Genomic DNA, 18022 nt, shown 5'->3' with positions numbered 1-18022 from the left:
GGTTAATAGGAGACAGCTTTGCAGTTGTGAATGATGGAGAGCTTATTCATATTGATTCAGCATCTAAAGCCTTTGAGCTTATAGAAGATAAGGTTTTTCAAAAATCATATTTTTCAGGACACGGCAAAAAATGATCTATATGAACATGAGAGAGGAGGCAGAAATATGGAAGGAATAGTTTTGTCGATAAATATAAGTGAAAAAAAGGGTGAGCCTAAAACACCTATATCAGAAGGTTTTTTTAGGAAGGATTTTGGGCTTGAAGGTGATGGACACGCAGGTGTAGATATATACCGGCAAGTAACATTTTTGGATATAGAGACTATTGAGGAAATGAAAGTTTTAGGAATAGAAGGTTTAAAACCTGGTATGATTGCCGAAAATATTACAACTAAAAACATAAAACTTTACCGATTTCCTATTGGTACAAAAATAAAAGTTGGAGAAGTGTTTTTGGAGATTACAATGATAGGGAAGAAATGCGAAAAGCCAGAAAATTGTTCATTGAAAATAGAAGTAGATAAATGTTTAGCAAAATCGCGTATAGTTTTTGCAAAAGTTATAGAAAGTGGAAAAATAAAAGTGGGCGATATAATTAAAGTGCTAGACTATAAAGATGAGTAGAATGGAAGATACTCAGATTAATGTAAAAAGTATACATTTCTCTAAGACTTTTAATTTTTAATATAGTTAAAAAAGGGTTCTTTGTCAAGAGTTGGGGCAGATATTTGTCCGTGTCAAGATTTTGTAGGTAAAAATTTTTTTAATTATAAATTGCAATATAGAGAATTGCAGAATGCCATTGACAGAGCCTATTACCTGGCAGAAGGCGAAATAATCACTGAAGATTATTTTCCCGAGAATATAGAGAGAAAAAATTGTGAGGAAGACATAAATGTGACTGCAGTACTTCCTTTTGATGTTATTGAGGAGAAGAATATAAAAGAAGCATTAAGGCTTGCAAAGGGCGACGTTGTCAAAGCGGCTAAGATGCTAAATTTAAGCAGAGCGACTATTTACAGAAAAATAAAGAAATACAAAGTAAATTTGAAAGAACTTTCATCTCTAGTTGAGACAAAATAGTTTAAGTCTCAAAATGAGACGCAATATATGTCTCATTTTGAGACTGTTACTTTTATGTCCCCTAGGATTATGGGGGTTTTTATTTTGGCATAAAACTTACATAAATACTGAGTATGAGGCAAAAACTACTTAAGTAAAAATGGAGGTGATATCTATTAAAAGATATGTAGTGGAGTTTGGATATGGAGTAGATTTACATGGACAGGATGTCAATAAAGCTGCTCAAAAAGCAGTAAAGGATGCTATATCTCATAGCTGTTTGTGTGGCCTTGAGGAGATTTTAGGTGTAAATCTAGATGAAGTGATAGTCGAAGCAATAGTAGCAGTTTCAAGGCCAGAGGAAATTGATGAAGAGGGCATAAAAGCTGTGCTCCCAATTGGTCAGAAGTATGTAAAAGCCGTAAAAGGGGGATTGAGAGTCCCGGGAATAAAGGAGCCACAGTTTGGAGACACAGAAGATGATTCTATCGAAGTGGCAGTTGCTTGTGTGACAGTAAGTATTAAATGAAAGGAGATGAAAGGTTATGGAAATTTCAAGAGAAGTTCTTTTGGATATGTACACTAGAATGGTTAAAATAAGAAAATTTGAAGAAAGGGTCGCTGAGCTATTTGCACAAGGGAAAGTTTTAGGGTTTGTTCACTTATACATTGGTGAGGAAGCAGTGGCGGTGGGAGTTTGTGAAAATTTAAAAGAAGAAGACTACATCACGAGTACTCATAGAGGGCATGGTCATTTGATAGCAAAAGGTGGAGACCTTAAGTACATGATGGCTGAACTATTTGGAAAAGAAACGGGCTATTGTAAGGGCAAAGGTGGCTCCATGCACATAGCAGATGCTACAAAAGGTATTCTGGGAGCTAATGGAATTGTAGGAGGAGGCTTTCCTATCGCCGCAGGAGCAGCTCTTTCTGCCAAAATGAGGGGTACTGACCAGGTGGCAGTGTGTTTCTTTGGTGATGGAGCTTCAAACCAAGCGACTTTCCATGAAGCCCTAAATATAGCTTCAATATGGAAGCTTCCCGTTGTATTTGTATGTGAAAACAACCTGTACGGCATTTCCATGAGACAAGACAGACATCAAGCGATTAAAGACATAGCAGACAGGGCTGTAGGGTATGGAATTCCTGGGGTTACTGTAGACGGAAACGATGTCTTGGCGGTATATGAAGTAGCAAAAGAGGCTATAAATAGGGCCAGGAATGGTGCTGGACCAACTTTAGTAGAATGTAAGACTTACAGATACAGAGGGCATTTTGAAGGAGATCCAACTGTGTACAGACCAAAGGAAGAGGTTGAAGAATGGTTGGCAAAAGACCCAATACTTCGACTGACAAGGTATATTTTAGACAATGATATAGCAAGCGAAAAAGAGTTAAAGGATATTGAGGCAAAGATAATCGAAGAAGTAGAGGAAGCTGTAAAATTTGCAGAAGAAAGTCCTTATCCAAAAGAGGAAGCAGCGGTAGAAGATGTTTATACAGATATAGTAGAGGAGGTAAGGGTAAGATGAGGATTATGACTTACGCAGAGGCGTTAAGAGAGGCCTTAAGAAATGAGATGAAAAGGGACCCACGGGTATTTCTTTTAGGCGAGGATATTGGAGTTTTTGGTGGAACATTTGGTGTAACTAAAGGGTTGTTAGAAGAATTTGGAGAAGATAGAGTAAGAGATACTCCTATTTCGGAAACAGCTATTACAGGAGTCGCTATTGGAGCTGCTGCTACTGGTATGAGGCCTGTAGCTGAACTTATGTTTATGGATTTTGTGACTGTTGCTATGGACCAGTTAGTGAATCAAGCTGCGAAAATGAGGTATATGTTCGGAGGCAAAATTACAATTCCCATGGTTTTAAGAATGCCTGCAGGAGCGGGGATACAGGCTGCTGCTCAGCATTCCCAGAGCCTAGAAGCATGGTTTACACATGTTCCTGGGTTAAAGGTGGTCTATCCTTCTACCCCCAAGGATGCATTGGGGCTACTGATATCGGCTATAAGAGATGACAACCCAGTGGTTTTTGTTGAACATAAAGTCTTATACAGCATGAAAGGAGAAGTCCCAGATACTAATGAACCTATACCATTGGGAGTAGCGGATGTGAAGAGAGAAGGAGAGGATGTTACTATTGTTGCAACAGGCCTTATGGTACACAAAGCTTTAAAAGCTGCAGAAGAATTGGCTAAAGAGGGAATAGAAGCAGAAGTAATAGACCCCAGAACTCTGTTCCCGCTGGATAAAGAAACGATATACAGTTCATTAAAGAAGACTCACAGAATTGTAATTGTTACAGAGGAAGTTAAAAGAGGTAGCTGGGCAGGAGAATTAGCAGCTATGATAGCGGAAGAAATGTTTGATTACCTTGATGCTCAGATAGTAAGAGTCTGTGCTTTGAATACGCCTATACCATTTACGACAGTTTTAGAAAATGTAGTAATTCCTAACGAAGTGGACATAATAAAGGCGGTGAAGTCAATAGTGTAAATTTGCCCGTAAGAAGGAGGAAAAAATGAAAACAATAGGAATAATCGCAAACCCTGCATCTGGAAAAGACATTAGAAGGCTGGTTGCTCATGCCACGGTTATTGACAATTATGAAAAAGTGAATATTGTTGAAAGGATAATAGCAGCTGCACAAGAATTTGGAGTGGAAAAAATATATATAATGCCAGATACTTATGAAATTGGATATAAAGCTGTGAACAATCTCTGCTATCTAAATCAATTAAAAACTGATGTAGAAATACTTAAAATGCCTGTTACTGCAAGCTTCAAAGATACTTTTGTTGCTACGCAAAAGATGGAAGAATTAAAAGTCGGATGTATCGTTTCTTTAGGAGGAGATGGTATCAATAGAGTCATAGCAAAAGCGATAGATGAAACGCCGCTTTTGCCTATTTCAACAGGGACAAACAATGTTTATCCTCTCATGTTAGAAGGTACAATTGCGGGTATTGTGGCGGCAGTAGTAGCATCGGGAAAATTTGATAGAGAAATTTTTTGTAAAAAAGATAAACGAATCGAAATATATAGAGAAGGTCAGCTTGTAGATATTGCATTAATTGACGCGGTGGTGTCTAAAGAAAAATTTATAGGCACTCGTGCAATATGGAATATTTCGACAATTACTGATATCTTTGTGACAAGAGCCCATCCTAAAAATATAGGTTTTTCTTCTATTGTGGGATATAAGTATACACTTTCTGAAGAGGAAGAAGGAGGCATATGGGTTGAAATTGGAGAAAGCCCGGAGAGGGTGCTGGCACCTGTTGCTCCGGGCGTTGTAGAGGAGGTTAGGATAAAAGAGTTTAAAAAAATAGACAACGATGTGGATTATGTTTATGAAGTAAAAGACACGGGAACAATAGCGTTGGATGGGGAAAGAGAAATAATTGTAAAAAAAGGAGAGACATTGATTTTTAGAATATCAAGAAAGGGACCTTGTAGAGTGAATGTTACAAAAACACTTGAAATTGCTCAACAAAAAGGATTTTTTGAAAAGAGGTGAAAAATAATGCCAGTGAACGTCGTAATGCCTAAACTGGGGCTTACTATGACGGAAGGAAGAGTAGATAGATGGTTAAAGAGGGAAGGGGAAAAGGTAAAAAAAGGAGAAGAGATAGTAGAAATATCGACGGATAAGATAACTAATGTAGTGGAAGCACCTGCAGATGGAATTTTGGCCAAAATTTTAGTACAAGAAGGAGAAACAGTCCCTGTGGCAGCTCCTATAGGGATAATTGCGCAAGAAGGAGAAAAATTGGAATTAGGTTCAGAAGTGAAAGGAGAAACTAAAGGAGAAGAAAAAGAAGAGAAATTTATAAAAGCTACTCCTGTGGCTAAAAGATTGGCTAAAGAGCACAATATTGACCTTTCTCTGATTACAGGAACTGGTCCAGGAGGTCGTATTACAGAGGAAGATGTAAAGAGATATATTTCTGAAAAGCAAATTGGTACTTTACCAGAGAAAACTGAAAAGGAAATAGCTTTAAGAGAAGAACAGATTCTCAAAAAAGCAGAAAGAGTGCCAATGGACACTATGAGAAGGACTATAAGTCAAAGAATGAAAAAAAGCTGGACAGAGATTCCTCATGTGACGGAAAACATCAAAGTAGATGTGACAGAACTTGTTAATTTAAGGGAGAATTTAAACAAATCTGGAGAACATAAATTTACCTACACTGATTTGATTGCAAAAGCTTGTGTTATTGCATTAAAGAAAAATCCTGTTTTAAATTGGTCTATTGAGGGAGATGAAATAATTAAAAATCCTAACATCAACTTAGGAATTGCAGTGGCATTAGAGGATGGATTAATAGTTCCTGTGGTGAAGAATGCTGAAAATAAATCTTTATTAGAACTTTCAAAAGAGATTAAAGAACTAAGTGAAAAAGCAAGAGAGAATAAGCTAACTCCTGATGAAATAACAGGTGGTACTTTTACTATCACTAACCTAGGAATGTATGAAATAGATAGCTTTACTCCTATTATAAATCCTCCAGAAAGTGCTATATTAGGAGTTAACAAAATATACAAAGAACCAGTGGTAATAGAAGACAATATTGTCATACGGCACACAATGAAACTTAGTCTTTCTTTCGACCATCGACTGATTGATGGAGCTACTGCTGCTAAGTTTTTGCTCGACCTAAAGAAAATTTTGGAAAATCCTGTATCCATGCTTATTTAAATCTTTAAATGGCGGGCCATGTATTTTAGGCTCGCTTCTTTTATATTTTAAAAACTATGATATAATTAGAGTTAACATATTGAAGGGAGTGTAACCCTTATGTTAGAAAAGCTTATTATTACGGTTTTAGCGGAAGATTCTGTGCTATATGAAAGTCCTTTTTTAGGGCAGCATGGTGTCTGCTTTTTTGTAGAGGCATATGGAAAGGAGAAAAGAAATATACTAATAGACGTAGGGCAAAACATCCAGGCAATAGCTCATAATATGGAGCTAATGGGGATTTCTTTTAAGGAGATTGATGCTATTGTTTTGACTCACTGCCATTATGACCATACTCAAGGGATTGTTGAGGTATTGGAATTAATTGGCAAAAAAGAAGTGTCTGTTGTTGCTCATCCTGATATTTTTAGGTTAAATTTCATAACAGATCCATTTATAAGACATGTAGGTGTAATGAGGGAAGGTATAAAAGAAAAAATAGAAGAGAATGGGGGACGCTTGTTTTTGACAAGAGATCCTCTAGAAATAATGCCAGGGGTTATAACTACAGGTGAAGTTGAAAGGGTCACAGACTTTGAAGAAGTTGGCATTTCTCTAAAAACTATAACTGAAGATGGAAGAATTGTAGAAGATGTAATGAAGGATGACATATCTTTTGTGGCAAATATAAAGGGGAAAGGGATTGTGATAATTTCGGGTTGTAGTCATGCTGGAATTGTAAACATAACAAAAAGAGCTGTAAAACTTACTGGAGAGGATAAAATTTTGGCTATAATTGGAGGGCTTCATTTAATTGATGCTTCTTCGGAAAGAATTTCAAAGACAGTGCAAGCTTTAAAAGAATTTGACATAGAACTTATTTCTGCTGGTCATTGTACGGGCTTTAAAGCACAGGTAGAGCTATACAAGGCTTTTGGTGAAAGATTTGTTCCCCTTCATACGGGAATGAAATTTGAATTTTGACAATTGTAACACATCCCCCTTTATCTGCGTATATTGTAGTAGTAGAAGAAGGCTAAGCTTTTCAAAGATAAAAAGGGGGAAATAATATGGCTTTTACTAGAAAGCTGTTAGGACAGCAGGAGATAGTGCCAGGGCCAGTACAACCAGGGCAACTTCCGGAACCTACAGAAATTGCCTGCATAGAAGTCACTAAAATATACGATGCTTGTTCTCAAAGGCTGTGCCTGGATAATATACCGCCAATTACTTTTGTCCCAACACTAACTACTTTGACACCTACTTTTGGTGAGATAACAAATATAAAAATTTCCCTTGTAGAGCCGCCAGGCTTTGTGATAACTCCTATCGCTGAAAGACCTGGTTTTGCAAGGGTTGAAGCGACTTTCCAGGTAACTTTTGATGTCGTCATAAATTACCCTGATGGTACAACACAAACATTGCCGGGAAATATTACTACTTTTAGTAAAGACATCGTGCTTTATGTACCTGATCCAAATGTAGCTATAATGAAGTACGAAGCAATGGGAGAAGGTTTATACGGCAAAGTGAATGTAGGGGTAACTACTACTGTAGAGGTCATAATAGGCGTCTGGATCATAATAAAATCTGCAGTGGATGTGCAATTGCTAGTGCCTTCTTACGGATTCTGTCCTACACCTGCAGCCTGCGAAGAGTTTGCTACAGACGTCTGTGACATTTTCTACAAAAAACCCTTCCCAACCTTTGAGCCGCCACAGATGTACCAAAATCCTTAATTTGCCAGCGAATTCGCTGGCTTTTTTACATAACAATTGACTGTTTGCAAATTTTATGGCAAAGTTAATATAGGAAAACAAACTTATTGAAAGGTGTGTTGCAAGTGGTGGACAATTTGAGAAATGATATATTAATGAGATTAAGGACCATAAAAGGTCATATAGCTGGAATAGAAAAAATGGTGGAAGAGGAGAAAAGCTGTGAGGAGATTTTACTTCAAATTGCAGCAGTAAAGGCATCTTTAGAAAAAGTAGGCATGTCAATAATACAGGAGCATGCAAAAGACTGTATACTTGCCAGTAAAGATGGAAAGGCTACTTATGAAGATGTGCAAAGAATTATTAACCTTTTAGTTAAATTTGCAAAATAAAGGGATGATGATTATGGAAGTGTATTTGGACAACAGCGCTACCACAAAAGTGAGAAAAGAAGTCATAGACAAAATGCTTGAAGTTTTAGAAGAGGAATATGGTAATCCTTCTTCACTTCACAGAAAGGGTTATCAAGCAGAAAAGCTCTTAAAAGAAGCGAGAGAAAATGTTACGTGTCTTATAGGCGGCAGACCAGAAGGCATTATATTTACTTCTGGCGGGACAGAGTCTAATAACCTTGCTCTCATAGGAGTGGCAGAAAGCCTTAAGAAAAAGGGCAATCACATAATTTCTTCTACCATCGAGCACCCCTCTATTTTAAATGTCCTCAAATTTTTAGAAGAAAATGGTTTTGAGGTTACCTATCTTGAAGTTGATAAAAAAGGAAGAGTCCACCCAGAGGATGTGAAAAGTGCTATTAATGATAAAACAATACTTATCTCAATTATGGCTGTAAACAATGAAATAGGAACAATAGAGCCTATTGGAGAAATAGGTACGATAGCAAGAGAAAAGGGAATTTTATTTCACGTGGATGCTGTACAAGCTGCTGGAAAAGTAGAAGTTGACGTAAAAAAGCAGAAGCTTGACATGGTGTCTTTAAGTGCGCATAAGATTCACGGTCCAAAAGGAGTAGGGGCGCTATATTTATCGGAGGAAGTGAGAATAAGACCCATAATATTTGGAGGAGGGCAGGAAAAGAACATAAGGTCTGGCACAGAAAATATGCCCGGTATTGTAGGATTTGGAGTTGCTAGCAGACTGGCCAAAGAAAGTTTAGAAGAAGTTTCTCAGAAGCTCATGGGGTTAAAAAAGAGGTTGTGGGAGGGTATTTCTTCAGAAATAAAAGATGTGCATTTGAATGGACCTGAAGTAGAAGAAGGCGCGCCGCATATACTTAACGTTTCTTTCCGTGGAGTCAGAGGAGAGGTGCTTTTACACGCTTTAGAAGAAGAGGGTATTTACGTCTCCACTGGATCTGCTTGTTCATCGAAAAAGAGAGGAGGAAGTCACGTCCTTAAAGCAATAGGCTTAAAAGGAGACCTGCTAGAAGGGGCTATCCGCTTTTCTCTGGGGATTTTTAATACTGAGGAAGACATAGATTACACAGTGGATATTTTGAAGAAAAAAGTTGACTTTTTAAGAAGATTTAAACGGAGGTAAAATAATGAAAGACGTACTTCTCATAAAATACGGAGAATTGGCATTGAAAGGAGAAAACAGGTCTTTTTTTGAAAATACACTTGTAAAAAATATAAAATACGCTCTAAGAGATTTTGATGGCGTAAAAGTCGAAAAAACCCATGGGAGAATTTATGTGGAGTGCGAAAAAAATGTTGAAGAGGCAATAGAAAGGTTAAAAAAAGTCTTTGGAATAGTCGGGATAACGAGGGCAAAAGAGGCTGACCTTGACCTTGAGGAAATTTTTAAAGCTGCTGTAGATCTCATGAAAAGTCACCAGGGCAAGACTTTCAAGGTAGAAACCAAAAGGCCCAACAAGGCCTTTCCTTATAATAGCATGGAGATAAGCAGAAGAGTAGGAGCAGCCGTTTTGAAGAATGTGAAAAACATGAAAGTGGATGTACACAATCCTGATGTGCTCCTTAATGTGGAGATAAGGGAAAAAGCCTTTTTATATGCAGGGGTTATTGAAGGGGCAGGAGGTCTTCCTCTTGGCACGAATGGAAAAGCGACTGTACTTCTTTCGGGAGGAATTGACAGCCCTGTAGCGGCATGGATGATGATGAAAAGAGGTGTGGAAGTAGAGGCTGTTTACTTTCACAGCCCTCCGTACACGTCAGATAGGGCGAAGGAAAAAGTTGTGGACCTGTGTAAAGTGCTTTCTCAATATGGAAGGGGAATGCGACTGCATGTAGTCCACTTCACTGACTTGCAGCTTGAAATTTACGAAAAATGCCCTGCTAGGTTAACGACGATAATAATGAGAAGAATGATGATGAAAATAGCGGAAAAGATCGCTCAGCAGAATGGCTCTCTAGCCCTTATAACGGGAGAGAGCCTTGGACAGGTGGCAAGCCAGACCATTGAAAGCCTGTATGTAACCAATTCTTCTGTTTCACTTCCTGTTTTTAGACCTTTGATTGGGATGGATAAGAGGGAAATAATTGATATAGCTCAGAAAATTGGCACCTACGAAATCTCCATAAGGCCTTATGAGGACTGCTGTACCATATTCGTTCCAAAACATCCTGCTACAAAGCCCAAGCTGGAGAAGGTTTTAGAAGCAGAAGAGAAGATGGATTATCAAAAATTTATAGACAATTTTGAAGAAGAAGTAATAGAAATTTGAGTCAGGTTGCAACCTGACTCAAATTTATTTTTTAAAAATTAAACTTTTAGCTAGATAAAATTAAAAAATTTAAAATTGATATTGACATTTTTGAAGGAAGTGTTATAATGAAATCAAAGCTTATGACTTGAGGTGAAACCTATGAAAGAAGTGATAGGGATTTGTCCTGTGTGCGGGGAAAAGATGAGGGTTACGAGACTAGAGTGCTCTCACTGTGGAACTGCTATTGAGGGGCAATTTGAACTTTGCAAATTTTGCTATCTCACAAGGGAACAGAGGGAGCTGTTAGAGATTTTCATAAAGACAAGAGGAAATATAAGGGAGATGGAAAAAGAACTCAATCTGTCGTATCCGACTATAAGGAACAAACTGGATAATTTGATTGCAGCATTAGGGTATGAAGTGGAAAGAAGACCTGTGGTCGATAAGAAGGAGGTGCTGAGGAAGTTAGAAGAAGGGGAAATCACTGTAGATGAAGCTATAAAGCTTCTTAAAGAAGGATGAGGGAGGGTTTTTAATGGAAGAGGAAAAAATGGTGGTATTGAGAATGCTGGAGGAGGGCAAGATTACTGCTGAAGAAGCAGCCATTCTCTTGGAGGCTTTGGAAGGGAGAAGAGAAGTGAATCTTCAGGAAGAAGGTAGTTTTAATTTATTAGACAAATTTAAGGAAAGGATGACTGCTCTTTCCGATATTCCGAAAGAAGTAGAAAAAGGGCTTGATAAAATTGAAGAAAAAATTGAGGGAATAAAGAAAAAGGATTTTGGAACCAGCATTGCTGACAGGATATTGGATTTTATCTGGGAGGGGAGGGAAGAAAAGCTTGAGAAAGATTTTGAATTTAAAGATGTTGGAGAAAGCATTTCTTTAAAGATAGCCGTTGCAAACGGCAATATAACTTTGAAGAGGTGGGATAAAGATTACATCCGGACAAAGGTGGAGTATGCAATAAGAAGCAGAGGGGGAGGCTTAGATGTAAAATATGAGGAAAATTATTTAAAGATAGTAGGAGATAAGGGAGTGAAAAAAGCAGAGATCGAAGTGTACCTTCCAGCTGTCAAGTGCGATGAAGTAAAACTTGAGACCGTAAATGGGGAAATTTCTGCTGAGGACCTAAAGATGAAAAAAGTAGCTTTAAAGAGCATTAACAGCGATGTAGACTTAAAAGATGTATGTTTGGAAGAAGCGGACATTTCCACGGTAAATGGGGATGTCTCTATTCACAACCTTAAGGTCGATTTGCAGAAAGTTTTTCTGAAAATAGATACTATCAACGGAGATGTTGAGGTCAAATTAGAGGATAAAAATGTGGGAGTATATTACAAATTGAAGACGATAGCTGGGGATTGCAGCATAAATTTACCAGGGACCTCTCAGGCGACAAGAAATAGGCACTATTTAAAAGGAAATACAAAAAATTACAGAGAATCAGAAAAGAAACTGGAAATTCATGTAAATTCAGTAAGTGGAGATATTACCTTAGAGTGAGGTGGGTTTTATGGAAGAAAGATTGAGGATTTTGAAGATGGTAGAAGAAAAAAAGATAACAGCAGAGGAGGCGGCTGAACTTCTTAAGGCTCTGGAAGTAGAGGAAGAAAAGGAGATAAGGAGGCCCCATAGAAGAATTAGGTGGCTTAAAATTAGGGTAACAGATATGAATACCAACAAAGTGAAGGTTAATTTATCTATACCTTACAGCCTTTTATCGTGGGGCATGAGAATAGCCGGGAGATTTACTCCCAGCGACATATTAGAAGAGCACGGTATCAATTTTAATGACCTTTTAAAAGCTATAGAAGAAGGAGAAACAGGAAAAATCGTGGATGTATACGATGAAGAGGATGGAGAACATGTGGAAATAAGCCTGGAGTAGATTACACGTTAAATCTAAATACTACAACATCTCCATCCTGCATGACATAGTCTTTGCCTTCAAGCCTTAAAAGCCCCATTTCTCTTGCTGCTGCCTGTGATCCTGCTTTGACTAAATCTTCAAAGGAGATTACTTCTGCTCTTATAAACCCTCTTTCAAAGTCAGAGTGGATTTTCCCAGCCGCTTGAGGAGCTTTAGTTCCCCTTTTTATTGTCCAGGCATGTACTTCTTTAGGCCCTGCAGTGAAAAATGTAATTAGTCCTAAAAGAGAATATCCGTGCCTTATTATATTGTTAAGCCCGGGCTCTTTGAGCCCGTATTCTTTTAAAAGCTCATTTCTTTCTTCATCTGGAAGAGCTGCTAGCTCTTCTTCAATTTTTGCGCTTATTACTAAAACTTCTGAGCCTTCTTTTAATGCATATTCTCTTAGCTTTTTTACGTGTAGATTTTCTTCTCTTAAGATTAAATCTTCTTCTGATATATTTGCCACATACATCACAGGCTTTGAAGTTAAAAGCATCAGCTGATTTACTACGGCTTTTTCTTCTTCATCAAATTGAACTGCCCTTGCAGGCTTTCCCTCTTCCAGTGTATTTTTTATTTTTTCCAAAACTTCAAGTTCAAAGGCGGCTTTTTTATCGTTTCTAGCAAGTTTTGAAGTTTTTTGCATTCGCCTTTCTACAGTCTCTAAATCAGCCAGTATGAGCTCCAGGTTTATAATCTCGACATCTCTTACGGGGTCAATAGACCCTTCCACATGCACTATGTTGCTGTCTTCAAAGCATCTCACAACGTTTAAAATTGCGTCTACTTCTCTTATATGAGATAAAAATTTATTTCCTAAACCTTCTCCTTTGCTTGCGCCTTTTACAAGGCCTGCAATGTCCACAAATTTTATGGTGGCAGGAACTACTTTTTGAGGATTTTCAATTTTAGCAAGAAAATCCAATCTTTCATCGGGGACAGATACAATCCCTACATTTGGCTCAATAGTGCAAAAAGGATAATTGGCGCATTCTGCACCAGCTTTGGTTATTGCGTTAAAAAGTGTGCTCTTTCCTACATTTGGTAGACCAACAATTCCTATTTCCATTTATTCTCCCTCCATTAATTATACACATATGGATTATATATTACTCATAAAAATTTTTCAAATGTTTTTAATGCTTTTCCATAATTTAGCATAATACTTTTTTATAAACGTGCAAAAATATATTTTGAGGAGGTGTATAGCATTGAAAAAGATAAAAAATATAATAACCGTTTTGCTGATAGGTGTAATGATTCTGACGTCAATGGCAGGGTGTAAGACTGCTACAAAAAAGCCTGCTCCTGCAAGGTACACTCCTACGCCTACAAGGCCAGCGCCGGCACCTTCAAAGGCTACTCCAACGCCGGGATATACTACACCTGCGCCAACAGCTCCTACAGCTCCGACACCTGCGCCTGTTAGAAAGCCAACTACAGAGAGCATGAGGGCTTCAAGGGTTGCGGCAAGTGTGGCTAGAATTCCCGAAGTCAATAAGGCTACTGTCGTCATATCAGGTACGACTGCTCTTGTAGGAGTGGACATGAAGGCAAAGGTTCAGGGAACTCACGAAAAGGATGTAAAGAAGAAAATAGAAAAAGCGGTAAAAGATACAGATAAGTCTATAACAAGAGTGTATGTGACTGCTGACCCGGACCTTTATAAAAGGATTGACAATATAGCGAGGGGAATTTCTGAAGGAAGACCTGTGTCGGAGTTTGCAAAGCAAATTTCTGAGATAATCAAACGCATCTCTCCTGGCATGTAAAAACCTGGGGGTTTCCCCGGGTTTATGTATTATCAAATTTGTGATACAATTATCGTGTGATGAAATATCTGGATTATTTTAGAAGGAGTTGATCTGATGGAGCTTATACATAAAGAGCTAGGAGATGGGATAAATCTATACCTAGATGTTACGGACAAGTTTAAAACGGTGACGGTAAATCTCTACGTGCAGAACAAATTGGGAGATGAAGCCACTTGGTATGCGCTTATACCTTCTGTTTTAAAAAGGGGGACTTCCACCCTTAAAACTTACAAAGATATGGTAAAGTATCTAGAAATGCTTTATGGCACTACTATGGCTGTATCAGTATACAAAAAAGGAGAAAGGCATTTTCAGCAGTACAGACTGGAATTGCCCCAGGAGGAATATGTGGAGGAAAATGTATTTGAAAAAGGGATAAAATTTTTGTATGAATTGGTTTTTGAACCTTTTACGCAGGATGGAGCATTTTTGAAGGAATATGTGTTACAGGAGAAGGAAGTGCAGAAGAATTTGATAGAGTCAAGGATAAATGACAAGACCAAATATGCAGTTGACCGCTGCTATGAAGAAATGTGCAAAGGAGAGCCTTTTGCAATTTTTGAATTGGGTAAGAAGGAAGACCTGGACTTGATAGACGAGAAAAACCTTTTTGAATATTACAAAAAGTGTATTGACACATTGCCAGTAGATATATATGTGGTGGGGAATGTAAATCCTGAATATGCCGAAGAAGTTTTTAGGAAGTATTTCAATTTAAGAAGAAAAGAGGTTTTAGAAATTCCTTTTACAGATGTTAGAAAGGAAGTAAAGGAAGTAAAGTACGTTACAGAAGAGCTTGATGTAAATCAAGGGAAGCTCACATTAGGTTTTAGGACAAATGTATCTCCAGGAAGCGAAGAGTATTATTCTCTTTTGGTGTACAGCACTATTTTGGGAGGAGGACCTTTTTCCAAACTTTTTATGAATGTGAGAGAAAAAGCAAGCCTTGCATACTATGCTTATTCGCGTCTTGAAAGGTTTAAAGGACTTATGGTGATAAGTTCAGGAATTGAAGTGGAAAATTACAGCAAAGCCCTTGATATAATCCTTAAAGAGGTTGGAGAGATGGAGAAGGGGAATATATCGGATTATGAGTTTGAATCTGCTAAAAAGTCCTTATACACTTCGCTGAATGCTATAAAAGACAATGCAACTTCAAAAGCAGACTACTATCTTTCCCAAAAGATAGCAGGGACAAATTTAGGAATAGAGGAATTCATAAAGAAAATAGAGAAAGTCAGTAAAGAAGACGTAGTAGAAGTATCTAAAAAAGTGAAATTGGATACGGTTTACTTCATGAGGAATAAAAAGGAGGCATAAACAGTGCAGCAGGTTTATGATGAAAAGGTCAGAGAGAAGATTTTGTTTGAAGAGCTTGAAAATGGACTTAAAGTTTATGTGATGCCTAAGAAAGGATATACAAAGCAGTTTGCTATATTTGCAACTCGATTTGGGTCAAATGACAGCAAGTTTATCGCACCGGGCGATGATTATGTTACAGAAGTTCCTGATGGCGTGGCCCATTTTCTTGAACATAAAATGTTTGAGGAAGAAGAAGGCAGCATTTTTGAGAAGTTCTCTCAACTTGGGGCATCTGCGAATGCCTATACGAATTTTACTACTACTGCCTATCTGTTTTCTAGTACAGAAAATTTTTATGAAAATTTAAAGCTTTTGGTCCATTTTGTGCAAAATCCTTATTTTACGGATGAAAATGTGGAAAAAGAAAAGGGGATTATAGCCCAGGAGATAAGGATGTATCAGGATGACCCAAACTGGAGAGTGTATTTTAACGCCTTGGAAGCTTTATATCACGTCTATCCTGTGAAAAAGGACATAGCAGGGACTATTGAGTCCATCTCAAGAATTGACAAAGATATTTTGTACAAATGCTATTACACCTTTTATCATCCTGAAAATATGGTCTTATTTGCTGTAGGGGATATTGATGTTGACAAGACTCTTCAGGTTATAGAGGAAAATGTAAGGCAAGTTAAAAAACAAGGTGAAATAAAGAGGATTTACCCAGATGAACCTGTAGAAGTTCACAAAAAAGAAGTAGTTCAGAATATGCAGGTTTCTATTCCTCTTTTCAATTTGGCGTTCAAGGACACAGATGTGGGCTTTGGCGGAAGGAATTTATTGAAAAAGAGTTTGGAAGTGCAGATAGGATTAGAAATGGCTGTCGGCAGGAGTTCTGAACTTTATGAAAAACTCTATCAGGAAGGTCTTGTGGATAGCACTTTTGGCTTTGATTACACGGGGGAGATAGATTATGGATACACTATAATAGGTGGGCAGTCAAAAGACCCGCTCAAAGTTAGGGATATTATTATTAAGGCTTTTAAAGAAAAAAGCTTTTTGGACAGGGAGACTTTTGAGAGAATAAAGAGGAAGTACATTGGAAAATTTCTCAGGACTTTTAATTCGGTGGAAAGCATAGCCTATAGTTTTATAAACCTGTACATGAAAGACATAGATTTGATGGATTATTTACCGGTTTTACATCAGATAAACTTCAAGGATGTAGCAGAGAGGGTTGAAAGCCATTTAAATGAAGAAACTAGTGCGATGTCTATCATATACCCTGTTAAATAGGTCTTTGGACCTTCTAGGTCTAAAGACCTGTTTTTTTATTTTTTTATAAAATTTTAGCAGGATTTTTTGATTTTATATAGAATAACATATTAAGTGGTGAATTGTGGTGGTAAGTGGGAGAATGTGAAAGGAAAGTTGGGAGTTTGCCATGTTAATGGGGCAGTACGAACACACAATTGACTCAAAGGGAAGAGTCATAATTCCTGCAAAATTCAGAGAGGAATTAGGGGAAAAGTTTGTGCTCACAAAAGGTTTGGACAACTGCCTCTTTGTGTACTCACTGGATGAATGGAAAAATATAGAAGAAAAGCTCAAAACTCTTCCACTTACCAAGAAAGATGCAAGGGCTTTTACTAGATTTTTCCTTGCTGGGGCTGTTGAATGCGAGGTAGACAAACAGGGAAGAATACTTATACCTTCTCATTTGAGGGAACACGCAAAAATAGAAAAAGATGTGATATTTATAGGCGTATCTACTAGGGTTGAGATTTGGAGTAAAGAAGTTTGGGAGGAGTATTCCAAGAGCACAGATGTGTCCTTTGAAGAGATTGCAGAGCATTTGGATAATTTTAACATATAATTTGGGGTAGAGAGCATGGAATATGTTCATAAAAGCGTACTTCTCAAAGAAACGATAGAGCACTTAAATATAAATCCAGAAGGTATTTATGTGGATGGAACTTTAGGCGGTGGAGGTCATTCAGAGGAAATATTAAAGAGGCTTACTACTGGGAAATTAATTGCAATTGACAGAGATGAAGAAGCGATTTTAGCTGCCAAAGAAAGGCTAAAAGATTACAAAAATGTGATTTACATTAAAGACAATTTTAAGAATATAAAAGAGATATTGAGAAATTTGGGGATTGAAAAAGTTGATGGAATTCTTCTGGATTTGGGGGTCTCCTCTTACCAGCTGGAAGAAGTGGAGAGGGGCTTTTCTTATATGAAGGATGCTCCTCTTGATATGAGGATGGATAAAACTTCTCCTTTTTCCGCCTATGATGTTGTGAACAGATATTCAGAAAAAGAGCTAGAGAGAGTGATAAGGGAATACGGAGAAGAGAAATGGGCTTCCCGTATAGCGAAGTTTATAGTGGAGGAGAGAAAGAAGGGAGATATAAAGACTACTTCTCAGCTGGTGGAGATTATAAAGAAAGCTATTCCGGCTTCTGCACGAAGAACAGGGCCTCATCCAGCGAAAAGAACTTTTCAAGCCATAAGGATAGAAGTGAATGAGGAGCTTAAAGATTTAGACAGAGCTTTGGAAGATATGGTGGAGGTATTGAGGGGAAAAGGGAGGATAGCAGTGATTACTTTCCACTCCTTGGAAGACAGAATAGTAAAAAATACTTTCAAAAAGCTTGAAAATCCCTGCACATGTCCTCCTGGTTTGCCGTGCACTTGTGGGAAACAGCCTGTTATAAAAATTATCACAAAAAAACCTATTCTGCCTTCCAAGGAAGAAGTAGAAGAAAATCCTAGGTCGAGGAGTGCAAAGCTTAGAGTGGCGGAGAAACTGTGAGTTCTAAAAGAAATGGAGGTAGAA

General features: G+C 37.8%; 21 protein-coding genes. 20 read left to right on the top strand and 1 reads right to left on the bottom strand.

Annotation, left to right across the window (positions count from 1 at the left end; translation table 11 throughout):
* Window positions 1–165 precede the first annotated feature (165 nt).
* The 15 genes from EV203_RS05140 (at window position 166) to EV203_RS05070 (ending at window position 12040) form a co-directional block, all read left to right on the top strand.
* A complete protein-coding gene (locus EV203_RS05140) occupies window positions 166–624 on the top strand; it encodes an MOSC domain-containing protein (RefSeq protein ID WP_003868655.1) in 459 nt (152 codons plus the stop codon).
* 81 nt (window positions 625–705) lie between these two features.
* Window positions 706–1083 (top strand): helix-turn-helix domain-containing protein, encoded by a 378-nt coding sequence (locus EV203_RS05135; protein ID WP_012268702.1) that lies wholly within the window; start codon window positions 706–708, stop codon window positions 1081–1083.
* A gap of 139 nt (window positions 1084–1222) precedes the next feature.
* Complete coding sequence (locus EV203_RS05130) at window positions 1223–1591, top strand: Lin0512 family protein (RefSeq protein WP_132039439.1); 369 nt, start codon at window positions 1223–1225, stop codon at window positions 1589–1591.
* 16 nt (window positions 1592–1607) lie between these two features.
* Window positions 1608–2594 carry a pyruvate dehydrogenase (acetyl-transferring) E1 component subunit alpha gene (gene pdhA / locus EV203_RS05125; protein WP_009610620.1) on the top strand — a complete coding sequence of 329 codons (987 nt, stop codon included), beginning with the start codon at window positions 1608–1610 and terminating at the stop codon, window positions 2592–2594.
* Window positions 2591–3562: an alpha-ketoacid dehydrogenase subunit beta gene (locus tag EV203_RS05120; RefSeq protein WP_009610613.1), complete on the top strand. Its 972-nt coding sequence runs from the start codon at window positions 2591–2593 to the stop codon at window positions 3560–3562. The genes pdhA and EV203_RS05120 overlap by 4 nt, the downstream gene beginning before the upstream one ends.
* A 25-nt stretch (window positions 3563–3587) precedes the next feature.
* Window positions 3588–4586: an ATP-NAD kinase family protein gene (locus tag EV203_RS05115; protein ID WP_132039437.1), complete on the top strand. Its 999-nt coding sequence runs from the start codon at window positions 3588–3590 to the stop codon at window positions 4584–4586.
* 6 nt (window positions 4587–4592) lie between these two features.
* Window positions 4593–5768, top strand: coding sequence for a dihydrolipoamide acetyltransferase family protein (locus tag EV203_RS05110; protein WP_043884091.1), 1176 nt, complete (start codon window positions 4593–4595; stop codon window positions 5766–5768).
* A 99-nt stretch (window positions 5769–5867) separates the two neighbouring features.
* Window positions 5868–6731, top strand: a complete 864-nt coding sequence (locus EV203_RS05105; RefSeq protein WP_132039435.1) for an MBL fold metallo-hydrolase — start codon at window positions 5868–5870, stop codon at window positions 6729–6731.
* Window positions 6732–6817: 86 nt separating this feature from the next.
* Window positions 6818–7486 (top strand): hypothetical protein, encoded by a 669-nt coding sequence (locus EV203_RS05100; RefSeq protein WP_022587359.1) that lies wholly within the window; start codon window positions 6818–6820, stop codon window positions 7484–7486.
* A 104-nt stretch (window positions 7487–7590) separates the two neighbouring features.
* A complete protein-coding gene (locus EV203_RS05095) occupies window positions 7591–7857 on the top strand; it encodes a metal-sensitive transcriptional regulator (protein WP_022587360.1) in 267 nt (88 codons plus the stop codon).
* Window positions 7858–7870: 13 nt separating this feature from the next.
* On the top strand, window positions 7871–9022 hold the full coding sequence (locus EV203_RS05090) for a cysteine desulfurase family protein (RefSeq protein WP_132039433.1): 1152 nt from the start codon (window positions 7871–7873) through the stop codon (window positions 9020–9022).
* Window positions 9023–9026: 4 nt separating this feature from the next.
* On the top strand, window positions 9027–10169 hold the full coding sequence (gene thiI / locus EV203_RS05085) for a tRNA uracil 4-sulfurtransferase ThiI (protein WP_132039431.1): 1143 nt from the start codon (window positions 9027–9029) through the stop codon (window positions 10167–10169).
* 141 nt (window positions 10170–10310) lie between these two features.
* Entirely contained in the window at window positions 10311–10673 is a 363-nt protein-coding gene (locus tag EV203_RS05080) for a DUF2089 domain-containing protein (RefSeq protein ID WP_011025878.1), read from the top strand.
* 13 nt (window positions 10674–10686) lie between these two features.
* Window positions 10687–11655 (top strand): DUF4097 family beta strand repeat-containing protein, encoded by a 969-nt coding sequence (locus EV203_RS05075; protein ID WP_132039429.1) that lies wholly within the window; start codon window positions 10687–10689, stop codon window positions 11653–11655.
* Window positions 11656–11665: 10 nt separating this feature from the next.
* Window positions 11666–12040 (top strand): SHOCT-like domain-containing protein, encoded by a 375-nt coding sequence (locus EV203_RS05070; RefSeq protein WP_132039427.1) that lies wholly within the window; start codon window positions 11666–11668, stop codon window positions 12038–12040.
* Window position 12041: 1 nt separating this feature from the next.
* On the opposite strand, the gene ychF is transcribed toward EV203_RS05070, so the two are convergent.
* Window positions 12042–13133, bottom strand: a complete 1092-nt coding sequence (gene ychF, locus EV203_RS05065) for a redox-regulated ATPase YchF (RefSeq protein WP_011025875.1) — start codon at window positions 13131–13133, stop codon at window positions 12042–12044.
* Window positions 13134–13275: 142 nt separating this feature from the next.
* On the opposite strand from ychF, the gene EV203_RS05060 reads away from it, so the two are divergent.
* From EV203_RS05060 to rsmH, 5 genes are all read left to right on the top strand, one after another.
* Window positions 13276–13836, top strand: coding sequence for a YhcN/YlaJ family sporulation lipoprotein (locus EV203_RS05060; RefSeq protein ID WP_132039425.1), 561 nt, complete (start codon window positions 13276–13278; stop codon window positions 13834–13836).
* Window positions 13837–13932: 96 nt separating this feature from the next.
* Window positions 13933–15198, top strand: coding sequence for an EF-P 5-aminopentanol modification-associated protein YfmF (gene yfmF, locus EV203_RS05055; protein WP_132039424.1), 1266 nt, complete (start codon window positions 13933–13935; stop codon window positions 15196–15198).
* Window positions 15199–15201: 3 nt separating this feature from the next.
* Window positions 15202–16476, top strand: a complete 1275-nt coding sequence (gene yfmH, locus EV203_RS05050; protein WP_009611104.1) for an EF-P 5-aminopentanol modification-associated protein YfmH — start codon at window positions 15202–15204, stop codon at window positions 16474–16476.
* Window positions 16477–16624: 148 nt separating this feature from the next.
* Window positions 16625–17056, top strand: a complete 432-nt coding sequence (gene mraZ / locus EV203_RS05045) for a division/cell wall cluster transcriptional repressor MraZ (protein ID WP_011025873.1) — start codon at window positions 16625–16627, stop codon at window positions 17054–17056.
* 15 nt (window positions 17057–17071) lie between these two features.
* Window positions 17072–17998 (top strand): 16S rRNA (cytosine(1402)-N(4))-methyltransferase RsmH, encoded by a 927-nt coding sequence (gene rsmH, locus EV203_RS05040; RefSeq protein WP_009611109.1) that lies wholly within the window; start codon window positions 17072–17074, stop codon window positions 17996–17998.
* Window positions 17999–18022 lie beyond the last annotated feature (24 nt).

The organism is Caldanaerobacter subterraneus (assembly GCF_004345675.1).
Taxonomy (GTDB): Bacteria; Bacillota; Thermoanaerobacteria; order Thermoanaerobacterales; family Thermoanaerobacteraceae; genus Thermoanaerobacter; species Thermoanaerobacter subterraneus.
The sequence above is the reverse complement of the archived record's forward strand: the minus strand, read 5'-3'. Positions and strand labels throughout refer to the sequence as shown.

Excerpts from the sequence above, each read along its gene's own strand:
- EV203_RS05070 (WP_132039427.1), top strand. The coding sequence starts at position 11,666 with ATGGAAGAAAGATTGAGGATTTTGAAGATGGTAGAAGAAAAAAAGATA.
- EV203_RS05080 (WP_011025878.1), top strand. The coding sequence starts at position 10,311 with ATGAAAGAAGTGATAGGGATTTGTCCTGTGTGCGGGGAAAAGATGAGG.
- ychF (WP_011025875.1), bottom strand. The coding sequence starts at position 13,133 with ATGGAAATAGGAATTGTTGGTCTACCAAATGTAGGAAAGAGCACACTT.
- mraZ (WP_011025873.1), top strand. The coding sequence starts at position 16,625 with ATGTTAATGGGGCAGTACGAACACACAATTGACTCAAAGGGAAGAGTC.
- EV203_RS05090 (WP_132039433.1), top strand. The coding sequence starts at position 7,871 with ATGGAAGTGTATTTGGACAACAGCGCTACCACAAAAGTGAGAAAAGAA.
- rsmH (WP_009611109.1), top strand. The coding sequence starts at position 17,072 with ATGGAATATGTTCATAAAAGCGTACTTCTCAAAGAAACGATAGAGCAC.
- EV203_RS05105 (WP_132039435.1), top strand. The coding sequence starts at position 5,868 with ATGTTAGAAAAGCTTATTATTACGGTTTTAGCGGAAGATTCTGTGCTA.
- EV203_RS05120 (WP_009610613.1), top strand. The coding sequence starts at position 2,591 with ATGAGGATTATGACTTACGCAGAGGCGTTAAGAGAGGCCTTAAGAAAT.
- yfmF (WP_132039424.1), top strand. The coding sequence starts at position 13,933 with ATGGAGCTTATACATAAAGAGCTAGGAGATGGGATAAATCTATACCTA.
- EV203_RS05075 (WP_132039429.1), top strand. The coding sequence starts at position 10,687 with ATGGAAGAGGAAAAAATGGTGGTATTGAGAATGCTGGAGGAGGGCAAG.
- EV203_RS05100 (WP_022587359.1), top strand. The coding sequence starts at position 6,818 with ATGGCTTTTACTAGAAAGCTGTTAGGACAGCAGGAGATAGTGCCAGGG.
- EV203_RS05130 (WP_132039439.1), top strand. The coding sequence starts at position 1,223 with ATGGAGGTGATATCTATTAAAAGATATGTAGTGGAGTTTGGATATGGA.
- EV203_RS05140 (WP_003868655.1), top strand. The coding sequence starts at position 166 with ATGGAAGGAATAGTTTTGTCGATAAATATAAGTGAAAAAAAGGGTGAG.
- EV203_RS05115 (WP_132039437.1), top strand. The coding sequence starts at position 3,588 with ATGAAAACAATAGGAATAATCGCAAACCCTGCATCTGGAAAAGACATT.
- pdhA (WP_009610620.1), top strand. The coding sequence starts at position 1,608 with ATGGAAATTTCAAGAGAAGTTCTTTTGGATATGTACACTAGAATGGTT.
- thiI (WP_132039431.1), top strand. The coding sequence starts at position 9,027 with ATGAAAGACGTACTTCTCATAAAATACGGAGAATTGGCATTGAAAGGA.
- EV203_RS05110 (WP_043884091.1), top strand. The coding sequence starts at position 4,593 with ATGCCAGTGAACGTCGTAATGCCTAAACTGGGGCTTACTATGACGGAA.